The sequence below is a fragment of the Arthrobacter sp. zg-Y1116 genome (assembly GCF_024385485.1).
Classification (GTDB): domain Bacteria; phylum Actinomycetota; class Actinomycetes; order Actinomycetales; family Micrococcaceae; genus Arthrobacter_B.
Genome location: NZ_JANFLR010000002.1, coordinates 162,759 through 185,799, shown reverse-complemented (window position 1 = coordinate 185,799; position 23,041 = coordinate 162,759). Strand labels below are relative to the sequence as shown.

Below are 23,041 nucleotides of genomic sequence, written 5' to 3'. Positions count from 1 at the left end.
CCGGAATCCCGGCACGGACCACGGGTTTGTCGAACGCCGGTATGTGGGTAGGGTCGATTCGGAAGCGGCGTGATCCACGCCATAGCGGTCAGTCCATGGCTGTCCGCCGGCGTCCTTGCGGCCTATGTTACTCACGAGTAACATCGACTCGGACGTTGTTCCGTTTCATATCTCAAAGAGGAGTAAGTACGTGAGCCCACAAAGCCGATCACGGCAGATCAGGGACGTAGTTTTCGTTGACGGAGTGCGGACCCCGTTCGGCAAAGCAGGCGAAAAAGGCATCTACGCCGGCATGCGGGCTGATGACCTGGTGGTCAAGTGCATCCGCGAACTGATGCGCCGCAACCCCTCCCTTCCTCCGGAACGCATTGACGAGGTTGCCATTGCAGCCACCACCCAGTCCGGCGACCAGGGCATGACCATCGGGCGCACCGCCGCGCTGCTGGCCGGCCTGCCGCGCACCGTCCCGGGCTTCGCCATTGACCGCATGTGCGCCGGTGCCATGACGGCCGTGACCACCACTGCGTCCGGCATCGGCTTCGGCGCCTACGACGTCGTCATCGCCGGCGGTGTGGAGCACATGGGCAACCACCCGATGGGCAAGGACGCCGATCCGAACCCCCGCTTCATGACCGAGCGGCTGGTGGACCCGGCCGCCCTGAACATGGGCAACACCGCGGAAAACCTGCATGACCGCTTCCCGCACATCACCAAGGACCGCACCGACGCGTACGCCGCCGCCAGCCAGGAGAAGCTGGCCAAGGCCTACGCCGGTAATGCCATCCAGCCGGATCTGGTCCCCGTCGCCACGAAGAAGCCCGGCTCCGGCTGGACGCTGAACACCGTGGACGAACCGCCGCGCCCGGGCACCACCGTTGAAGACCTCGCCCAGCTGCGGACCCCGTTCCGTGCCCACGGCCGGGTCACCGCCGGCAACGCCGCCGGCCTGAACGACGGCGCCACCACCGCCCTGCTGGCCTCCGCCGAAGCGGCCGAGGAACTGGGATTGGGCGTCAAGATGCGCCTGGTCGGCTACGCCTTCGCCGGCGTCGAGCCCGAGGTCATGGGCTACGGCCCGGTCCCCGCCACCGAAAAGGTGCTGGAGCAGACCGGACTGTCCATCGAGGACATCGGCCTGTTTGAGATCAACGAGGCCTTCGCCATCCAGGTGCTGGCTTTCCTGGACCACTTCGGCATCGCCGACGACGATCCCCGCGTGAACCGCTACGGCGGCGCCATCGCCGTTGGCCACCCGCTGGCCTCCTCGGGCGTCCGCCTGATGAACCAGCTGGCCCGCCAGTTCGAGGAAGACCCGAGCGTGCGTTACGGCATGACGACCATGTGCATCGGCCTGGGCATGGGCGCCACCGTGATCTGGGAAAACCCGAACCACCCCGACTACAACACCGATTCCACGGAGGCCACGAAGTAATGTCTGCTCCTGACTACCAGCGCCTCGCGGGACTCTTCCCCACCGAGGTCATCACCCACTCGTACGTCTCCGACATCCAGCTGCCGGGCAACCAGGGCACCTTCGCCCTGATCACCCTGGACAACGACGTCGACCACTCACGTCCCACCACGCTCGGCCCGAACACGCTCCTTGAGCTGGGCGAGAAGCTCGACGAGCTCAAGGCCCGTGCGGACAAGGGCGAGATTGTCGGCGTCGGCGTCACCGGCAAGCCGTTCTACCTCGTCGCCGGCGCCGACCTTTCCGCCGTGAAGTCCATCTCCGAATATGAAGACGGCGCCGCCATGGCCCACCTGGGCCATGACGTCTACGCCAAGCTCGGCAACCTGGGCGTGCCCAGCTTCGCCTTCATCAACGGCGTTGCCCTCGGCGGCGGCCTGGAGATCGCCCTGCAGTCGGATTACCGCACGGTCTCCACCGGCGCCGGTGCCCTGTCGCTGCCGGAGGCCTTCATCGGCCTGGTTCCGGGCTGGGGCGGCGTGTACCTGCTGCCGCGCCTGATCGGACCCGAGAACGCCGTGAAGGTGATGATCGAGAACCCGCTCAGCAACAACCGCACCCTCTCCGGGGCTGCCGCTTACAAGCTGGGCATTGCCGACGCCCTGTTCGAGCCGGCCGACTTCCTGGAGCAGTCCCTGGCCTGGGCCTCCCGCGTCATCAGCGGCGAGGAGCAGGTTTCCCGGCCCAACGCCGTCGAACCCGCCGAGGCCGGCGAAGCCTGGGACGCCGCCGTCGCCAAGGGACGTGCGTTTGTGGAGGCCAAGACCTCCAACGCAGCCCCCGCCCCGGCCCTGGTCCTGGACCTACTTGAAGCCGGCAAGACCTGGACCCGCGAGGAATCCCGCGAGGCCGAGTGCAATGCCTTGGCCGAGCTCATGCAGACCCCGCAGTTCCGCTCCACGGTCTATGCCTTCCTTGACCTGGTCCAGAAGCGCGGCAAGCGCCCCGCCGGCGCGCCGGACAAGAAGCTGGCCCGCCCGGTCACCAAGGTGGGCGTGGTCGGCGCCGGCCTGATGGCCAGCCAGCTCGCCCTGCTCTTCGCCCGGCAGCTCAAGGTGCCCGTGGTGATGACGGACATCGACCAGGCGCGCGTGGACAAGGGCGTGGGCTACGTGCACGCCGAGGTGGACAAGCTCCTGGCCAAGAAGCGCATCTCCCCCGACGCCGCCAACCGCACCAAGGGCCTGGTCACCGGTTCCGTCTCGAAGGAAGCGTTCTCCGACGCCGACTTCGTCATCGAGGCCGTCTTCGAGGAACTCTCCGTAAAGAAGCAGGTGTTCGCCGAGGTGGAGGCCGTGGTCTCCCCCGAATGCATCCTGGCTACCAACACCTCCTCGCTCTCCGTGACGGAAATGGCCGCGGACCTGCAGCACCCGGAGCGGGTAGTGGGCTTCCACTTCTTCAACCCGGTCGCCGTTATGCCGCTGCTGGAAATCGTGCGCGCTCCCAAGACCGACGACGCCGTGCTGGCCACCGCCTTTGTCCTGGCCAAGCAGCTGAAGAAGACGGCCGTGCTGGTCAAGGATGCCGCAGCCTTCGTGGTCAACCGCATCCTGGGCCGCATGTTCGGCGAGATCACCATGGTCTTCGATGAGGGCACCGACGCCGCCACCGCAGACAATGCGCTGCGTCCGATGGGCCTGCCCATGTCTCCGTTCACCCTGCTCGCCCTCGTGGGCCTGCCGGTGGGACAGCATGTGCAGGAATCGCTGCACTCGGCCTTCGGTGAGCGCTTCTGGCTCTCGAAGAACTCGCAGAAGATCATCGACGCCGGCATTAAGTCCCTGTGGCAGAAGGACGAGGACGGCAACGCCTACATCCCCGAGGAAACCCTGGCGATGCTGGACTTCGGCACCACGCCGTCCACCTCCGAGGAAGTCCTGCGCCGGACGCAGGACGCGCTGGCCGAGGAAATCGGGCTCATGCTCGAAGAGGGCGTTGTGGCAGCTCCCGAAGACATCGACCTGTGCATGATCCTGGGTGCCGGCTGGCCGATGCACCTGGGCGGCATCACGCCGTACCTGGACCGTGTCGGTGCATCCGAGCGTGTGAACGGCAAGAAGTTCCATGAGGCTGCTGTGGCTGCTCCAGCCTAGCTAGGCCGTTTGTTTCGCCCGCGCCGGGCGGACCGGAACGGCGGCAACGAAAATCCTTTGCTCGCAGAGCTCGCAAGGATTATTAGAGCCGCCTAACCCGGTCCGTCCGGCGCTTTCGCGTGCCTGTCCCGGTACATTTCATTCGGGTCTGGTCAGCGGGCAGCGGCCGCGCTAGCCTCCCTGCATGAGTCAGGGCCCAGCATGGTCGCAGACGCGTACAAAGCGAATGGTCGTGTTCATGCTCAGTGCTTGCGTCTCGTTGTGGCTGGTTCTTCTCCTACCGTTCGACGAGCCGTGGAATTGGCTATTGATAGGTCTTTTCCTGGTACTGGGCGCTGCTTTCATCAGGCTGCTGGCAGGCTTCGTCCTACATCAGCGTGGGGGTTACCGGCAGGAACGCCGGGAAGAGACCGGCGGCTAGCGATCCAGCGAATCCGCAAAATCAGCTCAGGATTTAGGAGAACAACCATGTCTTTCCAGGCTTATCTAGACGCAGTTGAAGAAAAAACAGGATTGACGCCCCGCCAGCTTATGGATATCGCCGCAGCCAAGGGGTTCAGCGGCGGCAACGTCAAGGCCGGCGATATCCTCGAATGGCTCAAGACCGATTACGGAATCGGACGCGGGCACGGCATGGCGCTCGTCCACGTCATCAAAAACGGCCCCCAAATAGATCAGAAACACGTCGGAACCACAGGAACACACCGGGACGACTCCGACACCCTCTGGCTCGACGGCAGGGCCACCAAACCGGAATGAACCTCCCGAACCACGCAGGCCGGGAGTCGGCGGCGGGTCTGCATGCTTCGAAGGAGCCGCAGGGTCCGGGTTAGGCGGCGGGTCTGGATGCTCCGAAGGAGCCGGAGGGTCCGGGTTAGGCGGCTTTAATAATGCGAGCGAGTTCTGCGAGCTCGGATTTTCGTTGCCGCCGTTCCGGACCCTCCGGCGCACCCAAGGCGACGCACGGTTGCCGAGAGGAACCTAGAACAAAGCGACCTTCGGCGTCCGCGGGAAGATCCGGTCCAGTTCCTCGAGGTCCTTCTCGGACGGGACCCAGGAAACGGCGTCGGCATTCTGCTGCACCTGCTCCACCTTGGTGGCACCGGCAATCACTGAGGCCACGGACGGCTGGGCGGCAAGCCAGGAGAAGGCCACCTGGACCTCGGTAAGGCCGCGCTCGGCAGCGAACCGGCCAAACGCGCCAAGCTGCTCGAAGTCAGCGTTCTCGAGCAGGTTGGTCCGGGAATGCGTCAGCCGGCTGCCCTCGGGAGCCTTGCCGCTGCTGTACTTGCCCGTAAGCAGGCCGTTGGCCAGCGGGAAGTAGGGCAGCACGCCCAGTCCGTAGGCTTCGGCTGCCGGAGTGACCTCCAGCTCGGCCCGGCGGTCCAGCAGGTTGTAATGGTTCTGCGAGGAGATAAACGGAGTGAAGCCGCCCATCCGGGCCACAAACTCGGCTTCGGCAATCTGCCAGCCCGCCCGGTTGGAGTGTCCGATGTACCGGACCTTGCCGCTGGTCACCAGATCATCCAGGGCCGCGAGGGTCTCCTCGATGGGCGTCAGCGGGTCCGGGGTGTGGAACTGGTAGAGGTCAATCCAGTCCGTGTTCAGGCGGCGCAGGGAAGCCTCCGCAGCCTTGACGATGTACCGGCGGGATCCCCGGGCACCGAAGTCTGCACCGTTGACGCCCTTCATGTCCATGCCGAATTTGGTGGCTACCACCACGTCGTCGCGGCGGTTGCCCAGCGCCTTGCCCAGCATTTCCTCGCTGAGCCCCGGGGTGCGCCCGTAGGCGTCCGCAACGTCAAACAGCGTAATGCCGGCGTCGACAGCGGCGTTGACGACGGCGTCGGTGCCCTCCTGCGATTCGGTGGGCGTCCCCGGACGGCCCAGATTGTTGCAGCCCAGTCCGACCGTGGAGACGGTCAGGCCGGAATTTCCGAGTCTGTTGTAAGAAGTCATGCAAGCTACGGTACTCCCGTGTACCGATCTCCTTGTGCGTCCCCTGGATCCCTGCGGTTTGCGCAGAATCCTTCGGTTTGTCCGGCTTCCTGCTCGGCGCGGCGCGGGAATCCGGACAAACCGCAGGGATTCGGACAGAAGGCAGGGATTCGGGCTGCCGCTGCGCAGCGGAGGCTTTTCCCAAACCGGCAGCAAAGTCCCGGACCGGCAGCAGAACGCGTTAGCCCAGGAAGGTGTCCAGGCTGTTGTTGGGACCCGGGGCCTTGTCCGTTTCCAGGATGTACTGGATGGGAATGGCTCCGGTGGGAAGCAGTCCGGTGTAGACCTGCTCGCTGCGCCGGCGCTCGGCCTCGATGCCCTCTTCCTGGACGGCGGCGGAGAACGCCTGCACTGCCAGCGGCTCGGTCCCCTGCTGCTCGCTCCAGATAATGTACATGCCGTACAGGTCCGCTACGGGTGTTGTTTCGTCATCCAGATCGCCCACCGTGCATTCAGCGAGAAAGCGTGGGACGTCCGAGGGCATGTGGTGTTCCATACATTCGAGCCTATCCCCTGAAGGCCCCGCCGGGCACTCCCCTGCGGCGATCAACTACTGGTTTGCTGCAGGTAATCCTCGAGCCCCAGCGGGGCAATACCGGTGAGCTGTTCGATGTCCGGGGTGGCCGGTGCCAGCTGGCCCTCGGCAATGGCCCGGTAGCTGCTCGTCCACGCCTCCGCCTGCCATCGGGCGGCGCCCGCCTTCATTCGGGAGGCCATGGCCTCGTCCTCGGTTTCCGCCTGGTAGCTCACGGGTCTTCCGGTGACCCGGGCCAGGATGCCGGCAACATCCTCCATGGTCAGCTCATCAGGACCGGTCAGGGTGTAGGTGCGGTTCCGGTGCTGCTCCGGCGACAGCAGGATCTTCACGGCGGTGCGGGCAATGTCCCTCCGCGCCACCGGGGCGAAACGCCCCTCTCCCGCCGGGCCGCGGATGACGCCGTCGGGCTGGACAAAGGTGGGAAGTACGTCTTGGTAGAGGCAGTCGCGCAGGAACGTGTGCTCCAGGCCCTGCCGGGACGCGATGTACTCCTCGGTGGCTGCGTGGTCTCGGGCCAGCGTGAAGACGGCGTCGGGCGCCGCGCCCATGAAGGACGTGTAGACGATGTGCTCCACACCGGCGTCGACGGCCGCGTCCACAAAGGTGCAGTGGTCCTCCACCCGGTGCGGGCTCTCAGCGGCTGACACCATAAACAGGGTCTGCACCCCGCGCAGGGCACTGACCGCCTGCGGCCTATCCAGGTAGGAGGCCGCGAAGACGGGGGTATCCGGCAGCTCGGGCAGGCGGGCGGTGCGCCGCGCGAGCAGCCGCTGCCGGACCCCTGCCTCTGCGAGCAATCGGGCAACCGCGCCGCCCAAGGCACCGGTGGCTCCCGTAACGGCAAGGGCAGGAACATTATCCGCCATGGCTTACACCCCTTCAGAGTGGTCCGGCCGCGCCGGACCCTGCGCGGCTACTGGATCTTCGGTACCTGCCCCGTCGGCATTTCGGAGCCCGGCAGCGGCCGGGCAAACGGCACCTTCGTGCCGAGGACCTGGGCGACGACGTCGTTGGCGATCTGCCGGGCGGTCAGCCCCACGCGCTCCAGCACCTCGCTGCGGCTGCCGTGGTCGAGGAACTCGGCCGGCAGTCCAACCTCGTTCAACGCGGTATCCACGCCAGCGGCCCGCATTTCCTGCCGGATCCGCGAGCCCACACCGCCGGCCCGGACGCCGTCTTCGATCACGATGACAATCCGGTGGTCGGCGGCAATGCGGATGATGGACTGCGGCACGGGCAGCACCCAGCGCGGATCCACGACGGTGGAACTGATGCCCTGCGCGCCGAGCCTGTCGGCGACGTCGAGGGCCATGCCCGCCATGGCACCCACGCTGACGATCAAAACGTCATTGGAGCTGTCCTCGGTGGGGCGCCGGGCCAGGATGTCCACGCCGTCGGCGGTCCGTTCCACGGCGTCGATGTCGCTTCCGACCGTGCCCTTGGAGAAGCGCACTACGCTGGGGGCGTCGGAGATGGCCACGGCTTCGCGCAGCTCCTCCTTCAGCCGGGTGGCGTCGCGCGGCGCGGCCAAGTGCAGCCCGGGGACGATCTGCAGCATGGACATGTCCCACATGCCGTGGTGGCTGGCCCCGTCCGGACCGGTAACGCCGGCCCGGTCCAGGACGATGGTCACGCCGGCCTTGTGCAGGGCGACGTCCATCAGCAGCTGGTCGAAGGCACGGTTCAGGAAGGTGGCGTACAGCGCCACCACCGGGTGCAGGCCGCCGAAGGCCATGCCGGCGGCGGACGTGAGGGCGTGCTGCTCGGCGATGCCGACGTCGAACACCCGGTCCGGATGCCGCTCGGCAAAACGGTGCAGGCCCACCGGGATGAGCATGGCACCGGTGATCCCCACGATGTCCGCGCGTTCGTCGGCGATCTCGGCGATCTCGGTGGCGAATACGGACGTCCAGGATTCCTTGCCGCCCGGTTCCACGGGGGCGCCTGTTTCCGGGTCGATGATCCCGACGGCGTGGAACTGGTCCGCTTCGTGGGCGCGCGCCGGAGCGTAGCCGCGTCCCTTCTCGGTCATGGCGTGCACAATGACCGGGCCGGCGTAGTTCTTCGCTTTGAGGAGGGCGCGTTCGACGGCGTCGAGGTCGTGGCCGTCGATCGGTCCCACGTATTTCATGCCCAGGTCCTCGAAGAGGCCCTGCGGGGACCACCAGTCCTTGATCCCCTTCTTCGCGGCGTGCAGGCTGCGGTAGGCGAAACGGCCCGCAGGACCGCCCTGCTGCAGGCGCTTCCGCCACCAGTCCAGGGTGTTCTCGTAGGCGTGGTGGGTGCGGACGGCGTCGATGGTCGGACGCAGGGACGCCAGGTAGTCGGCAAGGCCGCCGATGGTCGGGGCGTAGGAGCGGCCGTTGTCGTTGACCACAATCACCACGCGGCGGCGCTGGTCCACGGCAATGTTGTTAAGGGCTTCCCAGGCCATGCCGCCGGTCAGGGCGCCGTCGCCCACCATGACCACGGTGTAGCGGTCGCCTTCGCCGCTGAGCTGCCGGGCACGGGAGATGCCGTCCGCCCAGGACAGGGAGGATGAGGCGTGGGAGCTTTCCACGATGTCGTGGACCGATTCGGCCCGCGACGGATAGCCGGACATGCCGCCCTGCTGGCGCAGCGTGGCGAAGTCCTGGCGGCCGGTGAGGATCTTGTGCACGTAGGACTGGTGCCCGGTGTCAAAGACAATGCTGTCCCGCGGCGAATCAAAGACCCGGTGGATGCCCATGGTCAGTTCCACCACGCCCAGGTTCGGTCCGAGGTGCCCGCCGGTCTGCGCGACGTTAGTGATCAGGAATGAACGGATCTCCTCAGCAAGCCGCTTCAGCTGTGTCAGCGAAAGCCTGCTGAGGTCCCGAGGATCCCGGATTGTTTCCAGAAGTCCCAACAGGGGTGCCTCCCTTGAGTCGTATCGGCGGCACTGCACACCGTCGCAATGGATTAACTCTAACGCGCGGCGTGCGCTCCGCGGTTCCTACCCAACGCTTCAGGGCCCCGTTTCCCTCCACCGCCCTTTGGACGGATCGGGGAAACGGGGCCCTGAACGTGGTGCGTTTGCTACTACTTAGCGGAGATCTGGCGCAGTACGTACTGCAGGATGCCGCCGTTGCGGTAGTAGTCGGCTTCACCCGGAGTATCGATGCGGAGGACCGCGTCGAACGTGATGGCTTCGCCGTTTTCGGGGGTGGCCGTGACCTTTACGGTCTTGGGCGTGGTCCCGTTGTTCAGTTCGGTGACACCTTCAACGGAGAAGGTTTCCGTACCGGTCAGGCCCAGGGACTCGGCATTGACGCCGGCCGGGTACTGCAGCGGAAGGACGCCCATGCCGATGAGGTTGGAGCGGTGGATGCGCTCGTAGCTCTCGGCGACAACGGCCTTGACGCCCAGCAGTGCGGTGCCCTTGGCGGCCCAGTCACGCGAGGAACCGGATCCGTATTCCTTGCCGGCCAGGACTACCAGCGGGGTGCCGGCAGCCTGGTAGTTCATCGCGGCATCGTAAACGGCAGCCTGCGGTGCGTCGGCCTGGCTGAAGTCACGGGTGAAACCGCCTTCAACGCCGTCGAGCAGCTGGTTCTTGATGCGGATGTTGGCGAAGGTGCCGCGGATCATGACTTCGTGGTTGCCACGGCGCGAGCCGTAGGAGTTGAAGTCCTTGCGGGCCACACCGTGTTCCAGCAGGTACTTGCCTGCGGGGGTGTCGGACTTGAAGGAACCGGCCGGGGAGATGTGGTCGGTGGTGACCGAATCGCCCAGCTTCAGCAGCACGCGTGCGCCTTCGATGTCGGAGACGGGCTCCGGCTCGGCCTTCATGCCCTCGAAGTACGGGGGCTTCCGGACGTACGTAGACTCCATGTCCCATTCGAAGGTTGCACCTTCGGGGGTGGGCAGGGACTTCCAGCGGTCGTCGCCTTCGAAGATGGTGTCGTAGCTGTCGCTGAACATCTTCTTGTCGATGGAGGCATCGATGATCTGCTGGACCTCGACCGGGTTCGGCCAGATGTCCTTCAGGAAGATGTCGTTGCCTGCTTCGTCCTGGCCCAGCGGGTCATTCTCGAAGTCGAAGTCCATGGTGCCGGCCAGGGCGTAGGCGACTACCAGCGGCGGGGAGGCCAGGTAGTTCATCTTCACGTCCGGGTTGATGCGGCCTTCGAAGTTGCGGTTGCCGGAAAGAACGGCGGTGACCGCCAGGTCGGCTTCGTTGATCGCCTCGGAGATTTCCTCTTCGAGGGGACCGGAGTTGCCGATGCAGGTGGCGCAGCCGTAACCCACCACGAAGAAGCCGAGCTTCTCGAGGTACGGGATCAGGCCGGACTTCTCGTAGTAGTCCGTGACAACCTTGGAGCCCGGAGCAACGGAGGTCTTGACCCACGGCTTGGACGCCAGGCCCTTGTCCACCGCGTTACGGGCCAGCACGGCGGCGGCCATCATCACGGAGGGGTTGGACGTGTTGGTGCAGGAGGTGATCGAGGCGATCGTTACCGCACCGTGGTCCAGCTCGAAGCTGCGGCCGTCGGCCATGGTGACCGGCACGGAGTTGGTGGCGCGGTGGGCGGGAGCATCCGCCTCGGCAACCAGGTCGTGGTCATGGTCTTCAACCGTGGTGGCGTTGGCATTGAACGAGGGGGCGTCGGAGGCCGGGAAGGTCTCTTCCAGCGTCTCGTCGACAGTGCCGCTCTCGGCCTCTACGGTCTCGTGGACGTAGTTCTTGAGGTCGTTACGGAACTGCGTCTTGGCGTTGGTCAGTTCCACGCGGTCCTGCGGACGCTTCGGGCCGGCGATGGAGGAAACCACCGTGGACAGGTCCAGTTCCAGGTACTCGGAGTACTTGATTTCCTTGGACGGATCGTGCCACAGGCCCTGTTCCTTGGCGTAGGCCTCAACGAGGTCTACGTTCTCCTCGGACCGGCCGGTGAGGCGCAGGTATTCCAGCGTCACGTCGTCGATGGGGAAGATCGCCGCAGTGGAACCGAACTCGGGGCTCATGTTGCCGATGGTGGCGCGGTTGGCGAGCGGAACAGCGCCGACGCCTTCACCGTAGAACTCGACGAACTTGCCGACCACACCGTGCTTGCGCAGCATTTCGGTGATCGTCAGGACGACGTCGGTGGCCGTTGCGCCGGCGGGGATCTCGCCGGTCAGCTTGAAGCCGACGACGCGCGGGATCAGCATGGAGACGGGCTGGCCGAGCATTGCTGCTTCGGCCTCAATGCCGCCAACGCCCCAGCCGAGCACGCCCAGGCCGTTGACCATGGTGGTGTGGGAGTCGGTGCCGACGCAGGTGTCCGGGTAGGCACGCAGGACGCCGTCAACTTCGCGGGTCATGACTGTGCGGGCCAGGTACTCGATATTGACCTGGTGCACGATGCCCATTCCCGGGGGAACAACCTTGAAGTCATCGAATGCCGTCTGGCCCCAGCGGAGGAACTGGTACCGCTCGCCGTTGCGCTGGTATTCGATCTCCATGTTGCGCTCAAGGGCGCCGGAGTTGCCGAAGGCATCGATCTGCACGGAGTGGTCGATGACCATTTCGGCAGGTGCCAGCGGGTTCACGCGCTTGGGATCGCCGCCGAGAGCGGCAACGGCCTCGCGCATGGTAGCCAGGTCAACGATGCAGGGTACGCCGGTGAAGTCCTGCATGATCACCCGGGCAGGGGTGAACTGGATTTCGGTGCTGGGCTCTGCGTCTGCGTCCCACTGCGCCAGGGCACGTACGTGGTCTGCCGTGATGTTTGCACCGTCTTCGGTGCGGAGCAGGTTCTCCAGCAGGACCTTGAGGCTGAACGGAAGGCTCTGGGCGCCTTCGACGGAATTCAGCCGGAAAATTTCATACTCGGACCCTTTGACGTCTAAGACGCCCTTGGATCCGAAGCTGTCCACATTAGTCATAACAGGACTCCTCTCGCCACCTTGTTATCTTTGTCCAGGTCACAACTGCCCGCCAGTTAGGTTTCCCTAAAAAGTCGGGCAAAGGGGGCGGCATGGAAACCGGTGGTTCATTTCCTGCCGACACAGGCCCCCTGCCTGGGCAACGACTCCTCCGAAAACAGAAATTTCCGGAGAACTCCCCCATAAAGGCGCAGTACTGGACAACTGCTTCCCATCCTAGCCTTTACAGGGGCGCCCCGAGGAGATATGGGCCACGACGCGTCGTGACCGGCGTCGCCGGCGGCGTTTCCGGCGCCGGCGACGGTCCCGCTAGCGCTTGCGCAGGACGGCGAAGGACTCCATGTGGTGGGTATGCGGGTACAGGTCGAAGACCCGCAGGCTGTCCATTTCCCAGCCGGCGGCACGGAAATAGCCCAGGTCCCGGGAGAACGACGCCGGGTCGCAGGACACGTAGCCGACCACGCGGGGCGCGGCGGCGTCGATCTGCTGCACCACCGCTTTCCCGGCTCCGACACGGGGCGGGTCCAGGAGCACGACGTCGAGGTCCCCGGCTTCGCGGAGCATCTTGTCCACCCGGCCCTGGCTGATCTGCACCTGGGGCGCGGCGAAGAGGTTCTTCCGGGCGTCACGGCTGGCGCCCGGGGATCCTTCCACCGAGAGCACCCGGCCGGATTCCCCGGCGGCCGCGGCCAACGGAGCCGTGAACAGCCCGGCACCTGCGTACAGGTCCGCCACGGATTCCCCGGACTGCACCTGGAGCCCTTCGAGGACTGCCGAGGCCAGCGTCTGCGGTGCGGAGCGGTGGATCTGCCAGAAGCCGGCACCGGTGACCCGGTAGTCGTGGCCCAGCACCGTTTCCTGCACCCAGGTCCGTCCCTTCAGCCGGGTGAGCTCGTGGCTCTCCGGGTCCCAGGCGGCCACGGACACGCCGTCGGGCAGGTTGCCGGCAATCCGCGCGGGAATCCGCGGGTGGGTTCCCGCCGCCGGGATCAGAAGGACCAGGGGCTGTCCGCCGGCAGCCGGAGCGGCTACCTCCACACGCTCGATTCCCGTGAAATCCGTCTCCCACAGACGCAGGGCGTTGATCGCCCCGGAGGCCAGCGGCATTTCTTCGACGGGAATGACTTCATCCGAGCGGTGGGCGTGCATGGCCAGCCGGCCGCTGGGCGCCACCGAGAAACTGACCCGGGTACGCCAGCCCAGCCCGTCGGCGCTTTCCTCGAGTGCGGGTTCAACCTCCGGGACCAGATCGGTCCCGCCGAGCCGGCGCAGCTGCTCGGCGAAGACCTCCGCCTTCAGCCGGCGCTGGACGGGCAGGTCAATGTGTCCGAACTCCGCGCCGCCCACGGGCAGCTTTCCCCGTGCCGCGGCGCGCAGGGCGTCTGCGTCCTTCCAGAAATGCTCCCGGCGTCCCTCTGCCGCCTCGAGGACCTCGACGACGTCGGCCCGCCAGAACTTGGCGTCGTCGCCGGATTCGGTGAGCCGGACCCGGACCCGCTCCCCCGGCAGGGCATGCCGGACAAAGACGACGCGCCCTTCATGCCGGGCAACGAAGTGGCCGCCGTGGGCCGGGGCGCCGATGGTGAGTTCAATAGACATGGGGTGGTTGTACTTCCTTCATGGAACCTAAAACTCCATCTCACCACGGGAGCCGAGCCCGGTGCTATTTGGGGCGCCGTCGGGACTAAGCTGGCGTTGATTGTTTTTAATGCGCGGACGGCTGCGCGGCCGCTTCCTGCGGCGGGCAGTCCGCGACAGGACCAAACCGGAACCGAGGTAGGGCAGTTGGCCCATTACGTGATCATGGGGTGCGGGCGCGTAGGCGTCAGCCTCGCCCACACCCTGGACAATGCCGGCCATTCGGTCGCCATCATCGACCAGGACGAGCGGGCGTTCCGCCGGCTGCGGCAGACCTTCACCGGACGCAAGGTGACCGGCGTCGGCTTTGACCGCGAGACGCTGAAGGCAGCGGGCATCGAAGAGGCCTATGCCTTTGCCGCCGTTTCCAGCGGCGACAACTCAAACATCCTGGCCACCCGCGTGGCGCGTGAGACCTTCCACGTAGGGCACGTCGTCGCGCGCATCTATGATCCGGGACGCGCGGAAATCTACCAGCGGCTCGGCATCCCCACGGTTGCGGCCGTTCGGTGGAGCGCGGACCAGGTCCTGCGCAGGATCCTGCCCGAGCAGAGCATCAACGGCGACTTCAGGGAGTCCTCCGGCCGGCTGATCCTGGGTGAGCTGTCCCTGCACGAGGGCTGGCTGGGCCGGTCGCTGTCCAGCATCGAGACGGCCGCGGGGGTGCGCATTGCGTATGTCACCCGGTTCGGGGAAGGGACCCTGCCGCGCCAGGACAGCAGCTACCAGGAGGGTGATGTCCTGCACGCGATGATGTCCGTTGACCGGACCGCGGAAATCAGCAAGATCCTGTCCAAGGAACCAGCCAAGGAGTCCCTGTGAAAGTTGTTATTGCCGGCGCCGGCAGCGTGGGCTCGTCCATCGCCAAGGAGCTGCTCTCCCATGGCCATGATGTCCTGCTGATTGACGAGAAGCCCGAGTGCGTGGGCCGCAGCGGCCTGCGCGGAGCGCGGTGGCTGATCGGCGATGCCTGCGAGTTGACCACGTTGAAGGATGCACAGCTGGAGGAAGCCGACGTCGTCGTGTCCGCCACCGGCGATGACAAAGTCAACCTGGTGGTCTCGCTGCTGGCCAAGAGCGAATTCGGCGTTGCGCGGACCGTGGGCCGCGTGAACAACCCGAAGAATGACTGGATGTTCGATGATTCCTGGGGAGTGGACGTGGCGGTGAACACGCCCCGCCTCATGACAGCCCTGGTCGAAGAAGCCGTGGAGATCGGCGACCTGGTCCGGCTGCTGAGCCTGCAGACCGGGGTGTCCTCCATGGTGGAGTTCACCGTTCCCGCCGATTCGCACCTCACGGGCCGGACCCTGGGATCCATCGACTGGCCGCTGGATGCCACCGTGGTTGCGATCCTGCGCGACGACGCGCCCATCACGCCGAGCAACGACGACGTCGTGGAGCCGGGTGACGAGCTCTTCTTCATCACCACGATTGCGGCCGAAGACGAACTGCGCGCAGTCCTGTCCCCGGCCGCGGCCGCGGCGGCCGCACAAGTCCGTCAGGAATCCCTGGACGCCGAGTCGGGCGCTGCGGGATCCCCCGCGGCGGCGGAGTCCCCCGCAGCCGAACCGGACCCGCTCGCGGATTCAGGGGCCACGACGGCCGAGGGCCGGGAGACCACCCATGCCAGCCAGAGTCCCAGCGCATAAAGCGGCACACCCATAGCCAGGCGCATGGTGCCCAGCGCGGCAACATTGTCCGCCAGGAACAGGGGCAGCTGGACGGCCAGCCGGAGGGCGAAGACCGCCACGATGATCCAGCTGGCCCAGGTGTAGGCCTTGAGGCGGACCGGAGCGGCGCGCCAGTCCAGGTTCTCGCCGCGGATCATCCCGAACAACAGTCCGGCAACCGGCCATTTCACTGCGATGGAGATCAGGAACGCCAGGATGTAGGCGCCGTTCAGGTAGAACCCGGGGACGAAGTACGTGGCGCCGTCACCGCTGCGCAGTGCTACGAAGGCGCAGATGGCCACACCTGCCACACCGGTGAGCGACTGCATCAACGGGCGCCGTTGGAGAAGGTTGGCCGCTGAAAACACGGCTGCAGCGGCTACGGCCGCACCGAGCGAGACGTTCAGCTCCGCCCCCACGGTGTAAAGCAGGGTGAAGAGAAGCCCGGGAACAATCGCCTCGGCGAGTCCCCGGACACCGCCGACGGACTTGAGCACATCGATCTGCCCGTCGTCGCGGCGTTCCACTCCGGCCCGGGCCGCATATTGTCCGGCGAGCTGGTTCAGGTCCGGCTGGCCCTCTTCCGGCTGCTTGGGTGTGCTCATGCGTCGGCCTCCGGGCGTCCAATGATTTCGTATCGCGGATTGAAGATGGTGGGGCGGCCGTCAACATTGGACACCATGCCCTCGAACGCCAGACAGGTTCCGGCTTCGATCCCCGGCACCCTGCGCTGGCCTACCCAGACCAGGCGCACCTTCGCCCGGGACGCCAGGGGGCTTTCGCGGTAGGCGGCCATCGAGTCTTCCACCACGGCGGTAAACCGCGGCGGGTCGTTGGCCGGAACCACTGTGATGGCCGAGACATAGCCGCGGCAGTAGGCCCGGCCGCGCTCCGGGAGGGACTTGATGCTCGCGCAGTGCGTGGAAGCGGTAACGGCTGGCACCGGTTAGCCGATCGTCGTAATTTCCGGGCCGCGCTCGGGTGCGGCGGGCTTGGCTGCACCCTTGTCGGCACGCGGGAGCGGGGAAGCATCGCGGGGCAGGCGCAGCTGCAGGAGGTCGCGCGGCGGCAGGGGCTGCTCGCCCCGGACCACCACTACGTTGCGGAAGACTTCCTCGAGGGGGCCGGCGGCTTCGGGATTCATGGCTGCCGGGCCGCCGAAGACTCCGCGGAGGAACCAGCGGGGACCGTCAACGCCGACAAAGCGGGCCACACGGTAGCCCTTGGAGCCGTCCTGTGCCTGCGCAGGCACCCGGGCCAGCAGCTCGGTGCCGAACGTACCGGAGAGTTCATCCACTGTGCCGCCCTGCGACCCCACGGACTTGCCGATCTGGTCCCGGATGTCGTCCCAAAGGGTCTCCGACCGGGGAGCGGCGAAGGCCTGCAGCTGAAGGCTGGATCCCTCCAGGTCCAGCGTCACGGCAACCACGCGCTGGGTCTTTTCCTCGACCTCCAGGCGCAGCTGCAGCCCCTGGGAGGCGGCGATCCGGAGCGCTCCGAGATCAACGTAGCCCTCCTCGGAGGGCCGCTCGCTCAGGTCGTAGGGACCACCGGCTGCGGGAGCCTGCACGGCGTCACTGCCGGCGTCGGCGTTTGCCGGGTCCGTGTCCGTTGCGGCCGCATTCTCCGCTGCTGCTTCCGACCCGGCGGTTTCCTCTGCCTTGGTTTTCTTACGGCGCCCAAATGCCATAACCGAAGTTCCTTCTCTCTTGTCTGCAAGTTCTAAGTACGGCCGCCGTCCGCGGTCCGGTTGCCGGTCAGGCCGGAACTGCGGTGAATCCTCCGGTGGAGCCGAATCCCCCGGCACCCCGGACGGAATCCGGCAGCTCATCGACGGGAACAAACTCGGCCGTTTCCACACGCTGGATCACCAGCTGGGCAATCCGGTCGCCGCGCCGCAGCGTCACCGGCTGCGTCGCATCCGTGTTGATCAAGGTGACGGAGATTTCTCCGCGGTAGCCGGCGTCCACGGTCCCGGGCGCATTGACGATGCTGATGCCGTGCTTGGTGGCGAGCCCGGACCGGGGGTGGACAAAAGCTGCGTAGCCGAAAGGCAGGGCCAGTGAAACACCGGTGGGAATGAGCTGCCGTTCCCCCGGCTCAAGGGTGAAATCGATCCGGGAGCGAAGGTCGGCTCCGGCGTCGCCGGGGTGCGCGTACGACGGCGGTTCCAGCCCGTCGTCGAGCATTTTCAGCTGTACCTTCAGCGTGGTCCCTGCATCTTGCACCAGTTTCTCCGGTTTCAATAGATTCCAACAACAGCAGCCGGGACGGCTGCGGGGGCGGTGGAAGCATCCGGGCGGCAGGGCCGTTCGGCCCAGGCCACCGGGCCAACCACCACACTTTAGCGCGTTTTCCTGAACGGCCGCCGGGCATTTGCCCACCGGCACGGCGCGGGATGAAATGCTCCGCCAAAGGTGAAAAGCTGGGGGTATGTCATCCCCTTCTGCAAAGAGCCCTTCTTCCAAGAGCTCCGCCGGCACCGTGCTGTACTCCGAACGCCTCACACCTTCCTTCGGGATCTGGTTCGTCGCCGCCCTCCTCGCCGCGGCCTGCATCCTTGTGTTTGTCCCGATCAGCCTGGCTGCGGGCATTACCGGTGCCGTAGTCGCCGCAGTCATCCTGGCAGTGCTCCTGGTGATCTCTACACCCCAGATCCGGGTTACCCCGGAAACCCTGCAGGTTGGACGGGCGCAGATCGAGCGGCGCTTCATCGGCAAGGTCGAGGCGTTCCGGGGCGAAGACGCCACCATGCAGCGCGGTCCGGCGCTGAACGCTACCGCCTACATGTGCATCCGCGGCTGGATCTCCCCCGTGGTCCGCATTGAAATCACTGATCCGGCGGACCGCACGCCGTACTGGCTGACCTCCACGCGCCGTCCGGAAAAGCTGGTCGAGGCGCTCACCTCCGGGCGCTGAATCAGCCCTCGCAGTCCACGCAGTAAAACATGCCGTTCTTTTCCAGGGCTATCTGTGAGCGGTGGCGGACCAGGAAGCATGAGGCGCAGGTGAACTCGTCGGCCTGCGCCGGAAGGACCCGGACCAGCAGCTCCTCGCCGGAAAGGTCCGCCCCGGGCAGCTCAAAGCTGTCAGCCGCCTCTGCCTCGTCCTCGTCCACGACGGCTGTCTGCACAGGGGTGCGCCGCGTTTTGAGCTCCTCTATCGACTCTTCTCCGGCGTCTTCCCCGGTCTTGTGCGGGGCGTCATAACCTGTCGCCATAGTGTCTTATCTCGCCGTCCGTTTGAATGGTGTTCGCTGCTGCCTGAGCCCCGGGGCGGACCGGCTCTTACGGACCCGCGTCGGTGACTCGGAGATATCAACGCCACGGATACCTGTTTTGTGCCCGTAAAGCAGAGATTTTTACCCACATAGGGCCAAAAAGCGAACCGGCTGCTGCTCCGGACGTACGCTCCCGCGCAGGGACGGCAATCCTGCACCCTTTCCAAATGCGCCACACCCGGGCAAAGCTTAGGTTTTCGGCGCCGGGGATGGCATTGTTTCAAGAAGGAATTGCTATCGGGTGGAGGACTTTTTGATGCAGGATCTACGGCTGGTGGGTGTCCATGAAGGTGGCGAACATCTGCTGTTAAGCGGCAAGGGCGGGGAAACCTTCCGTCTCCGGATTGATGAAGCCCTCCGGGTGGCGGCATCGCGCCCCGTACACCGGTCCGCACCGCAGGCTGCTCCGGCGGCCGGCACCACCATGACTCCGCGGGATATCCAGGCCCGGATCCGATCCGGCGCCAGCGCCGAAGAGGTTGCCGAACTTTCCGGCCACGACCTGGCGCACATCCGCCGCTACGAAGGCCCCGTGCTCGCCGAACGTGAGTACGTTGCGCGGCAGGCGCAGGGCGTTGAAGTTGCCGCGCCCATGTCCGCCACCCACGACGGTTACCGCAGTGCCTTTGGTGAGAATCCGGTAAACCTCGGCGACATGGTGCTGCACCGGCTGCGTTCCTTCGGCGTGGACCCCGATTCCGTCGAGTGGGATGCCTGGCGCCGCCCGGATGGAACCTGGGAAGTGGTGGCCCGCTTCGAGCTCACCGAGAAGTCCCGGGTCGCCGTCGGCGAAGAACCGCCGGCCCGCTGGATCTTCAGCCCGCTGCGCAAGAGCGTTACGAACACCAACCGCTGGGCCCAGGTCCTGAGCGAACTGGAACCGCTGGACACACCCGTGCCCACCCGCCGCCTGGCCGCCGTCGCGGACCGCGTCTTCGATTTCGAAGCAGAAGGCGGAGCCTCCTCCGACGACACCGACGACATCCTCGAAGTCCTGCGGTCGCGGCGCGGCCAGCGGCTGGGCAGCGATGAAGACGGCGACGATGCCCTGGCAACCCTGCTGTCCAAGGGCAGCGTCCCCGCGGCGCACCCGCGGGAGGGCAGCCCCGATACGGAGGACGAGGACAGCAACGGCAAGCGGCCGCGTACCGGCCGCCTGACTCTGGCGCCGTCGGTCGACTCCGCCGACAGCGACGATCCGGTGGATCCAGTGGCCCTTCCCGGCAGCGTTACCCAGACCCGGGAGATCAGCGTCCTGGCGCGGCCCTTCCGCCGGCGGGCAACCCGGGAACCTGCCGCCGGCGGTACCGACGAGGAAACGCCCAACCCGCCTGCGGAAGCAGAGACCGCTGTTCCGGACGAGGCACCGGTGGAATCCCCCGCCCGCAAGAACGCCGGACGCGATTTCCCGTGGGACCGCCTGCCCAGCGGAGGCAAGGGCCAGCAGCCGTCCGACGCCGATAAGGCAGAGGGCAAGGACGACGGCGCCCAGGAACGGCGCGCCATCAAGCCCAAGCGGTCCTCGGTCCCGTCCTGGGACGAGATTGTCTTCGGGACCAAGGGCGACTAGTCCCCGAGGACGTTCGATTCGCTGACGAGGCCCTTCAGGGCTGCCCTGAGCGAATCCCGGCGCTAAGCGAATCCCGGCCCTGAGCGAATCCCGGCGCGCCCTACGCGAAGGTACTGCCTAGGGCGTTTCCGCCTTGGACTCCACGCAACACACCGACGCTGATTCCGCTGGGTCTGCGAGGGCCGCTGCCTGCTGTGCGGTTACCCGGCGCATGTAGTGCCGGCGGCACAGTGTTTCATAACCGATGACGGGGGCCGTTTCCGCCGAAGTTCCCGCCGGGGACCCTGCAGCGCCGGGAGCCAGCAGGTCATCGGCGTCGAACAACGGTTGATCGTCAAACAAGGGCCGGTCCTCGAACAGCGGCTCATCCGCAAACAGCGGCAGCTCCGCTTCGGCGGCAGGGGCCGGAGCCGGGGTGCGGGATTCGACGTCGCCAACCACCACCTGGTCGCCCTCCGTCACCATTACCCCGTCCACGGTGCGGGCGTTGTGGGTGGCGCGCCGCCCGCACCAGCACAGGGCGCGGACCTGGAGGACCTCCATGCGGTCCGCCAACTCAACCAGGCGCTGCGACCCCGGGAACAACCGGGTCCGGAAGTCGGAGGTGATGCCGAAGGCGAACACGTCGATGTCCATCTCATCCACGATGGAGGCCAGCTGCTCAACCTGCGCCGCACTGTAGAACTGTGCCTCGTCGCAGATCAGGTAGTCCACGTTGTGCCCCGTTGCCCTGCAGCGCAGCACCTCGGCCCAGAAGTCCGTGTCGTCACGCACTTCAACCGCCGGCGTCTGCAGTCCAAGGCGGCTGGAGATCATGGACTCCCCCGCCCGGTCATTGCGGCTGAACAGGATTCCACCGCGGCCGCGGGCGCTGTGGTTGTAATCCATCTGCAGCGCGAGCGTCGATTTGCCGCAGTCCATGGTGCCTGAGAAAAAGACCAGTTCCGCCATGGCTACTTCCCTCCCTGCGCCGGAGAAGACGCGCGCTTCCGCGTTTCGGGGCGTGCCAGGACCAGGAGGGGCACTTCGCACTCTGCCTTGGTGAGCGACCCGTGCTGGCCGGTGACCTCCAGCGCCGAGGCAGCAACGCGGCGGGTGTCGAACAGTGCAATCTGCTCCCGTGCGGCGATCATGAGGTCACCGATCCGGGGCAGGACGGCGGCATCCACATCGGGTCCGAAGTAGCCGGCACGCACTGCTTCCTCGCGGGTGAAAATCCATGCCCGGGTGCCGTAGGCGGCCTGCCAGGCGGCTTTGAGCCGGCTGAGCGCATCATGTCCCGCGTCAGGTTCCAGGTACAAATGGACCATGCGCGGCTCACCTGCCGTGTGCCGGACGCCGTCGATCAGTTCCGGCTGGGTACTGAAATCGAACCGCTGGGAAGCGGGGACATCCACCATGCCGTGGTCTGCGGTCAACACCACCAGGGTGCCGGCCGGCACCCTGGCCACGAGCCGCTTCAGGGCACTGTCGAGTTCTTCCAGCTCGTTGCCCCACTCCGGGGAAGCTGCACCGTACCGGTGCCCCGCCTTGTCCAGCTCATTCCAGTAGAGGTACATCAGCATCCGGTCCGCACCTGCCAGGGCGTCGACGGCGGCCGATACCCGGGCGTGCACCCCGGAGGCCGGGATGAACGTGCCGCCCCGGAGCGCGGCACGGGTCAGGGCGGAATCGGCAAAGCGGGGCAGGCTGACCGTGGCCACGGGAATGTGCTCCGCGGCCGTTTCCAGGATGGTGGGATAGGGCTGCCACTGCAGCGGGTCCACCCCCGGATCCCAGGAGCCGAGCATGTTTACTACCTTGTCCTGGTTCGGATCCAGGACGTCGTATCCCACGAGTCCGTGCCGGCCGGGAGGCAGCCCGGTGCCCAGGGATGCCAGCGACGCAACAGTAGTGGTGGGGAAGGAGGCGCTGAGGGTACGCGCGGTAGGCAGGAACCCCTTCAGGAAGGGGGCGTGCCCGCCGCGCTTTTTGAGCAGCGACAGGCCCAGCCCGTCCACCATCACCACGCAGACCCGCCGGGCCGCCGGAAGGGACAGCAGGTTCTCATAGCCGGGCACGCCCAGCACGGCTGCGGCGCTGGACAGCACGTCCGCTACGGAACGGGTTCCGTAGGCCGGTGCTGCGGGCAGGAGGTCAGGAGCAGCGGGGTTTGATGCCACGGTGCTAGCGCTGCGGGTGGGCGCGGTTGAAACGTCCGCCGATGCCGGGCATGCGCTGGCGCGGGTCGCCGCCGTCGACCGGGCGGGGAACCGCAGTGGTGTCGGTATTCACCTTGCGAAGGGCGCGGGCGAAGGCCTTGGCGTTCTGGACCGCCTGGGCGCCGTCGGCTTCCGCACTGACGCGCAGCACAATGTCTTCCTGCGCGATGGTCCCGGTGTAACCGTGGTCCGCGTCGCACTGGGGGTCCGCACAGCCGGCGGGACCCATGTCCAGGCGCTGTCCGCCGGACCAGGCAATGGCGAGGGTCATTTCCCGTGCCGGATCCGATGGCTTGTAGTTCTGCGGCTGGGCATACATGTAGCCCAGCACTACGGAGCGGATCTGCGTTACCGGTACGGATTCGGTGGAGACCTGCGCCATCATCTGCTCGCCGGCTTCATCCAGCTGCTGGTCATCGACGTGCGTGATGACGAGCATGTCCTCGGTCAGCACCAGGACCGTGATGTGGCGGTGCACCTCGGTACGCTCAAAATGCGTTTCGAGGTGGATCAGATGGGACAGCGGTTCACGGCCGTCGAGGGCATCATGGACCACGTCGGCCAAAAGCGTCGGGTAGAAGCCTGCCCGTTCCATGGATGCGTCAAGGCTGCGGCGTTCAGCGGAAAGTAACGGCGACATGCTTCCAGTTTCCCCCAGACCGCCCCTACATGCCTAAATGGCGCGCGGGC

At 66.3% G+C, this 23,041-nt stretch carries 20 protein-coding genes and 1 pseudogene; 7 read left to right on the top strand and 14 right to left on the bottom strand.

Going from position 1 to position 23,041, the window contains the following annotated elements:
- The first annotated feature begins 190 nt into the window (after positions 1-190).
- The 3 genes from NNX34_RS07490 to NNX34_RS07480 all read left to right on the top strand — a co-directional run bounded on the left by NNX34_RS07490 (position 191) and on the right by NNX34_RS07480 (position 4,326).
- Positions 191-1,432 carry an acetyl-CoA C-acyltransferase gene (locus NNX34_RS07490; protein ID WP_255765892.1) on the top strand — a complete coding sequence of 414 codons (1,242 nt, stop codon included), beginning with the start codon at positions 191-193 and terminating at the stop codon, positions 1,430-1,432.
- On the top strand, positions 1,432-3,567 hold the full coding sequence (locus tag NNX34_RS07485) for a 3-hydroxyacyl-CoA dehydrogenase NAD-binding domain-containing protein (protein ID WP_255765891.1): 2,136 nt from the start codon (positions 1,432-1,434) through the stop codon (positions 3,565-3,567). Before NNX34_RS07490 ends, NNX34_RS07485 begins: the two co-directional genes overlap by 1 nt.
- Positions 3,568-4,035: 468 nt before the next feature.
- Entirely contained in the window at positions 4,036-4,326 is a 291-nt protein-coding gene (locus NNX34_RS07480) for a DUF4287 domain-containing protein (RefSeq protein WP_255765890.1), read from the top strand.
- 222 nt (positions 4,327-4,548) lie between these two features.
- Here the strand turns inward: NNX34_RS07480 and NNX34_RS07475 are convergent, their stop codons facing one another.
- The 6 genes from NNX34_RS07475 to NNX34_RS07450 all read right to left on the bottom strand — a co-directional run bounded on the left by NNX34_RS07475 (position 4,549) and on the right by NNX34_RS07450 (position 13,588).
- Positions 4,549-5,526 carry an aldo/keto reductase gene (locus tag NNX34_RS07475; protein WP_255765889.1) on the bottom strand — a complete coding sequence of 326 codons (978 nt, stop codon included), beginning with the start codon at positions 5,524-5,526 and terminating at the stop codon, positions 4,549-4,551.
- A 220-nt stretch (positions 5,527-5,746) separates the two neighbouring features.
- A complete protein-coding gene (locus NNX34_RS07470) occupies positions 5,747-6,061 on the bottom strand; it encodes a hypothetical protein (RefSeq protein ID WP_255765888.1) in 315 nt (104 codons plus the stop codon).
- Between the two features lie 50 nt (positions 6,062-6,111).
- Entirely contained in the window at positions 6,112-6,969 is an 858-nt protein-coding gene (locus tag NNX34_RS07465; RefSeq protein WP_255765887.1) for an SDR family oxidoreductase, read from the bottom strand.
- A 47-nt stretch (positions 6,970-7,016) separates the two neighbouring features.
- On the bottom strand, positions 7,017-8,990 hold the full coding sequence (gene dxs / locus NNX34_RS07460; protein ID WP_255765886.1) for a 1-deoxy-D-xylulose-5-phosphate synthase: 1,974 nt from the start codon (positions 8,988-8,990) through the stop codon (positions 7,017-7,019).
- Positions 8,991-9,163: 173 nt separating this feature from the next.
- The gene (locus NNX34_RS07455) at positions 9,164-11,989 is read right to left on the bottom strand and encodes an aconitate hydratase (protein WP_255765885.1); all 2,826 of its coding nucleotides are present in this window, start codon (positions 11,987-11,989) and stop codon (positions 9,164-9,166) included.
- Positions 11,990-12,298: 309 nt separating this feature from the next.
- Positions 12,299-13,588: a class I SAM-dependent RNA methyltransferase gene (locus NNX34_RS07450; RefSeq protein WP_255765884.1), complete on the bottom strand. Its 1,290-nt coding sequence runs from the start codon at positions 13,586-13,588 to the stop codon at positions 12,299-12,301.
- Positions 13,589-13,774: 186 nt separating this feature from the next.
- On the opposite strand from NNX34_RS07450, the gene NNX34_RS07445 reads away from it, so the two are divergent.
- Entirely contained in the window at positions 13,775-14,449 is a 675-nt protein-coding gene (locus NNX34_RS07445; protein WP_255765883.1) for a TrkA family potassium uptake protein, read from the top strand.
- Positions 14,446-15,279, top strand: coding sequence for a TrkA family potassium uptake protein (locus tag NNX34_RS07440; protein WP_255765882.1), 834 nt, complete (start codon positions 14,446-14,448; stop codon positions 15,277-15,279). The genes NNX34_RS07445 and NNX34_RS07440 overlap by 4 nt, the downstream gene beginning before the upstream one ends.
- Positions 15,280-15,296: 17 nt before the next feature.
- On the opposite strand, the pseudogene NNX34_RS07435 reads toward NNX34_RS07440, so the two are convergent.
- The 4 genes and pseudogenes from NNX34_RS07435 to dut form a co-directional block, all read right to left on the bottom strand.
- Positions 15,297-15,905 (bottom strand): annotated as a pseudogene (locus NNX34_RS07435) (DUF3159 domain-containing protein); the annotation flags it as partial.
- Entirely contained in the window at positions 15,902-16,243 is a 342-nt protein-coding gene (locus NNX34_RS07430; protein ID WP_255765881.1) for a hypothetical protein, read from the bottom strand. The pseudogene NNX34_RS07435 and the gene NNX34_RS07430, both read right to left, overlap by 4 nt.
- A 3-nt stretch (positions 16,244-16,246) precedes the next feature.
- Positions 16,247-16,990 carry a DUF3710 domain-containing protein gene (locus tag NNX34_RS07425; protein ID WP_255765880.1) on the bottom strand — a complete coding sequence of 248 codons (744 nt, stop codon included), beginning with the start codon at positions 16,988-16,990 and terminating at the stop codon, positions 16,247-16,249.
- 67 nt (positions 16,991-17,057) lie between these two features.
- The gene (dut, locus tag NNX34_RS07420) at positions 17,058-17,528 is read right to left on the bottom strand and encodes a dUTP diphosphatase (protein ID WP_255765879.1); all 471 of its coding nucleotides are present in this window, start codon (positions 17,526-17,528) and stop codon (positions 17,058-17,060) included.
- A 205-nt stretch (positions 17,529-17,733) separates the two neighbouring features.
- On the opposite strand from dut, the gene NNX34_RS07415 reads away from it, so the two are divergent.
- On the top strand, positions 17,734-18,219 hold the full coding sequence (locus tag NNX34_RS07415; RefSeq protein WP_227922439.1) for a DUF3093 domain-containing protein: 486 nt from the start codon (positions 17,734-17,736) through the stop codon (positions 18,217-18,219).
- Between the two features lies 1 nt (position 18,220).
- Here the strand turns inward: NNX34_RS07415 and NNX34_RS07410 are convergent, their stop codons facing one another.
- On the bottom strand, positions 18,221-18,520 hold the full coding sequence (locus NNX34_RS07410) for a DUF4193 domain-containing protein (protein WP_255765878.1): 300 nt from the start codon (positions 18,518-18,520) through the stop codon (positions 18,221-18,223).
- Positions 18,521-18,836: 316 nt separating this feature from the next.
- On the opposite strand from NNX34_RS07410, the gene sepH reads away from it, so the two are divergent.
- Positions 18,837-20,150, top strand: coding sequence for a septation protein SepH (sepH, locus tag NNX34_RS07405; RefSeq protein WP_255765877.1), 1,314 nt, complete (start codon positions 18,837-18,839; stop codon positions 20,148-20,150).
- Positions 20,151-20,267: 117 nt separating this feature from the next.
- Here sepH and NNX34_RS07400 read toward each other — a convergent pair whose 3' ends face one another.
- The 3 genes from NNX34_RS07400 to NNX34_RS07390 are packed head-to-tail and all read right to left on the bottom strand — an operon-like array spanning position 20,268 to position 22,991.
- Entirely contained in the window at positions 20,268-21,101 is an 834-nt protein-coding gene (locus tag NNX34_RS07400; protein WP_255765876.1) for a thymidine kinase, read from the bottom strand.
- Positions 21,102-21,103: 2 nt separating this feature from the next.
- On the bottom strand, positions 21,104-22,312 hold the full coding sequence (locus tag NNX34_RS07395) for an alkaline phosphatase family protein (RefSeq protein ID WP_255765875.1): 1,209 nt from the start codon (positions 22,310-22,312) through the stop codon (positions 21,104-21,106).
- A gap of 4 nt (positions 22,313-22,316) precedes the next feature.
- Positions 22,317-22,991, bottom strand: a complete 675-nt coding sequence (locus tag NNX34_RS07390; RefSeq protein ID WP_255765874.1) for a DUF5998 family protein — start codon at positions 22,989-22,991, stop codon at positions 22,317-22,319.
- Positions 22,992-23,041: the final 50 nt, after the last annotated feature.

Coding starts and splice junctions, on each gene's coding strand:
- NNX34_RS07485 (WP_255765891.1), top strand. CDS start 1,432: ATGTCTGCTCCTGACTACCAGCGCCTCGCGGGACTCTTCCCCACCGAG.
- NNX34_RS07480 (WP_255765890.1), top strand. CDS start 4,036: ATGTCTTTCCAGGCTTATCTAGACGCAGTTGAAGAAAAAACAGGATTG.
- NNX34_RS07475 (WP_255765889.1), bottom strand. CDS start 5,526: ATGACTTCTTACAACAGACTCGGAAATTCCGGCCTGACCGTCTCCACG.
- NNX34_RS07470 (WP_255765888.1), bottom strand. CDS start 6,061: ATGGAACACCACATGCCCTCGGACGTCCCACGCTTTCTCGCTGAATGC.
- NNX34_RS07465 (WP_255765887.1), bottom strand. CDS start 6,969: ATGGCGGATAATGTTCCTGCCCTTGCCGTTACGGGAGCCACCGGTGCC.
- NNX34_RS07455 (WP_255765885.1), bottom strand. CDS start 11,989: ATGACTAATGTGGACAGCTTCGGATCCAAGGGCGTCTTAGACGTCAAA.
- NNX34_RS07450 (WP_255765884.1), bottom strand. CDS start 13,588: ATGTCTATTGAACTCACCATCGGCGCCCCGGCCCACGGCGGCCACTTC.
- NNX34_RS07425 (WP_255765880.1), bottom strand. CDS start 16,990: ATGGCATTTGGGCGCCGTAAGAAAACCAAGGCAGAGGAAACCGCCGGG.
- NNX34_RS07415 (WP_227922439.1), top strand. CDS start 17,734: ATGTCATCCCCTTCTGCAAAGAGCCCTTCTTCCAAGAGCTCCGCCGGC.
- NNX34_RS07410 (WP_255765878.1), bottom strand. CDS start 18,520: ATGGCGACAGGTTATGACGCCCCGCACAAGACCGGGGAAGACGCCGGA.
- sepH (WP_255765877.1), top strand. CDS start 18,837: ATGCAGGATCTACGGCTGGTGGGTGTCCATGAAGGTGGCGAACATCTG.
- NNX34_RS07400 (WP_255765876.1), bottom strand. CDS start 21,101: ATGGCGGAACTGGTCTTTTTCTCAGGCACCATGGACTGCGGCAAATCG.
- NNX34_RS07390 (WP_255765874.1), bottom strand. CDS start 22,991: ATGTCGCCGTTACTTTCCGCTGAACGCCGCAGCCTTGACGCATCCATG.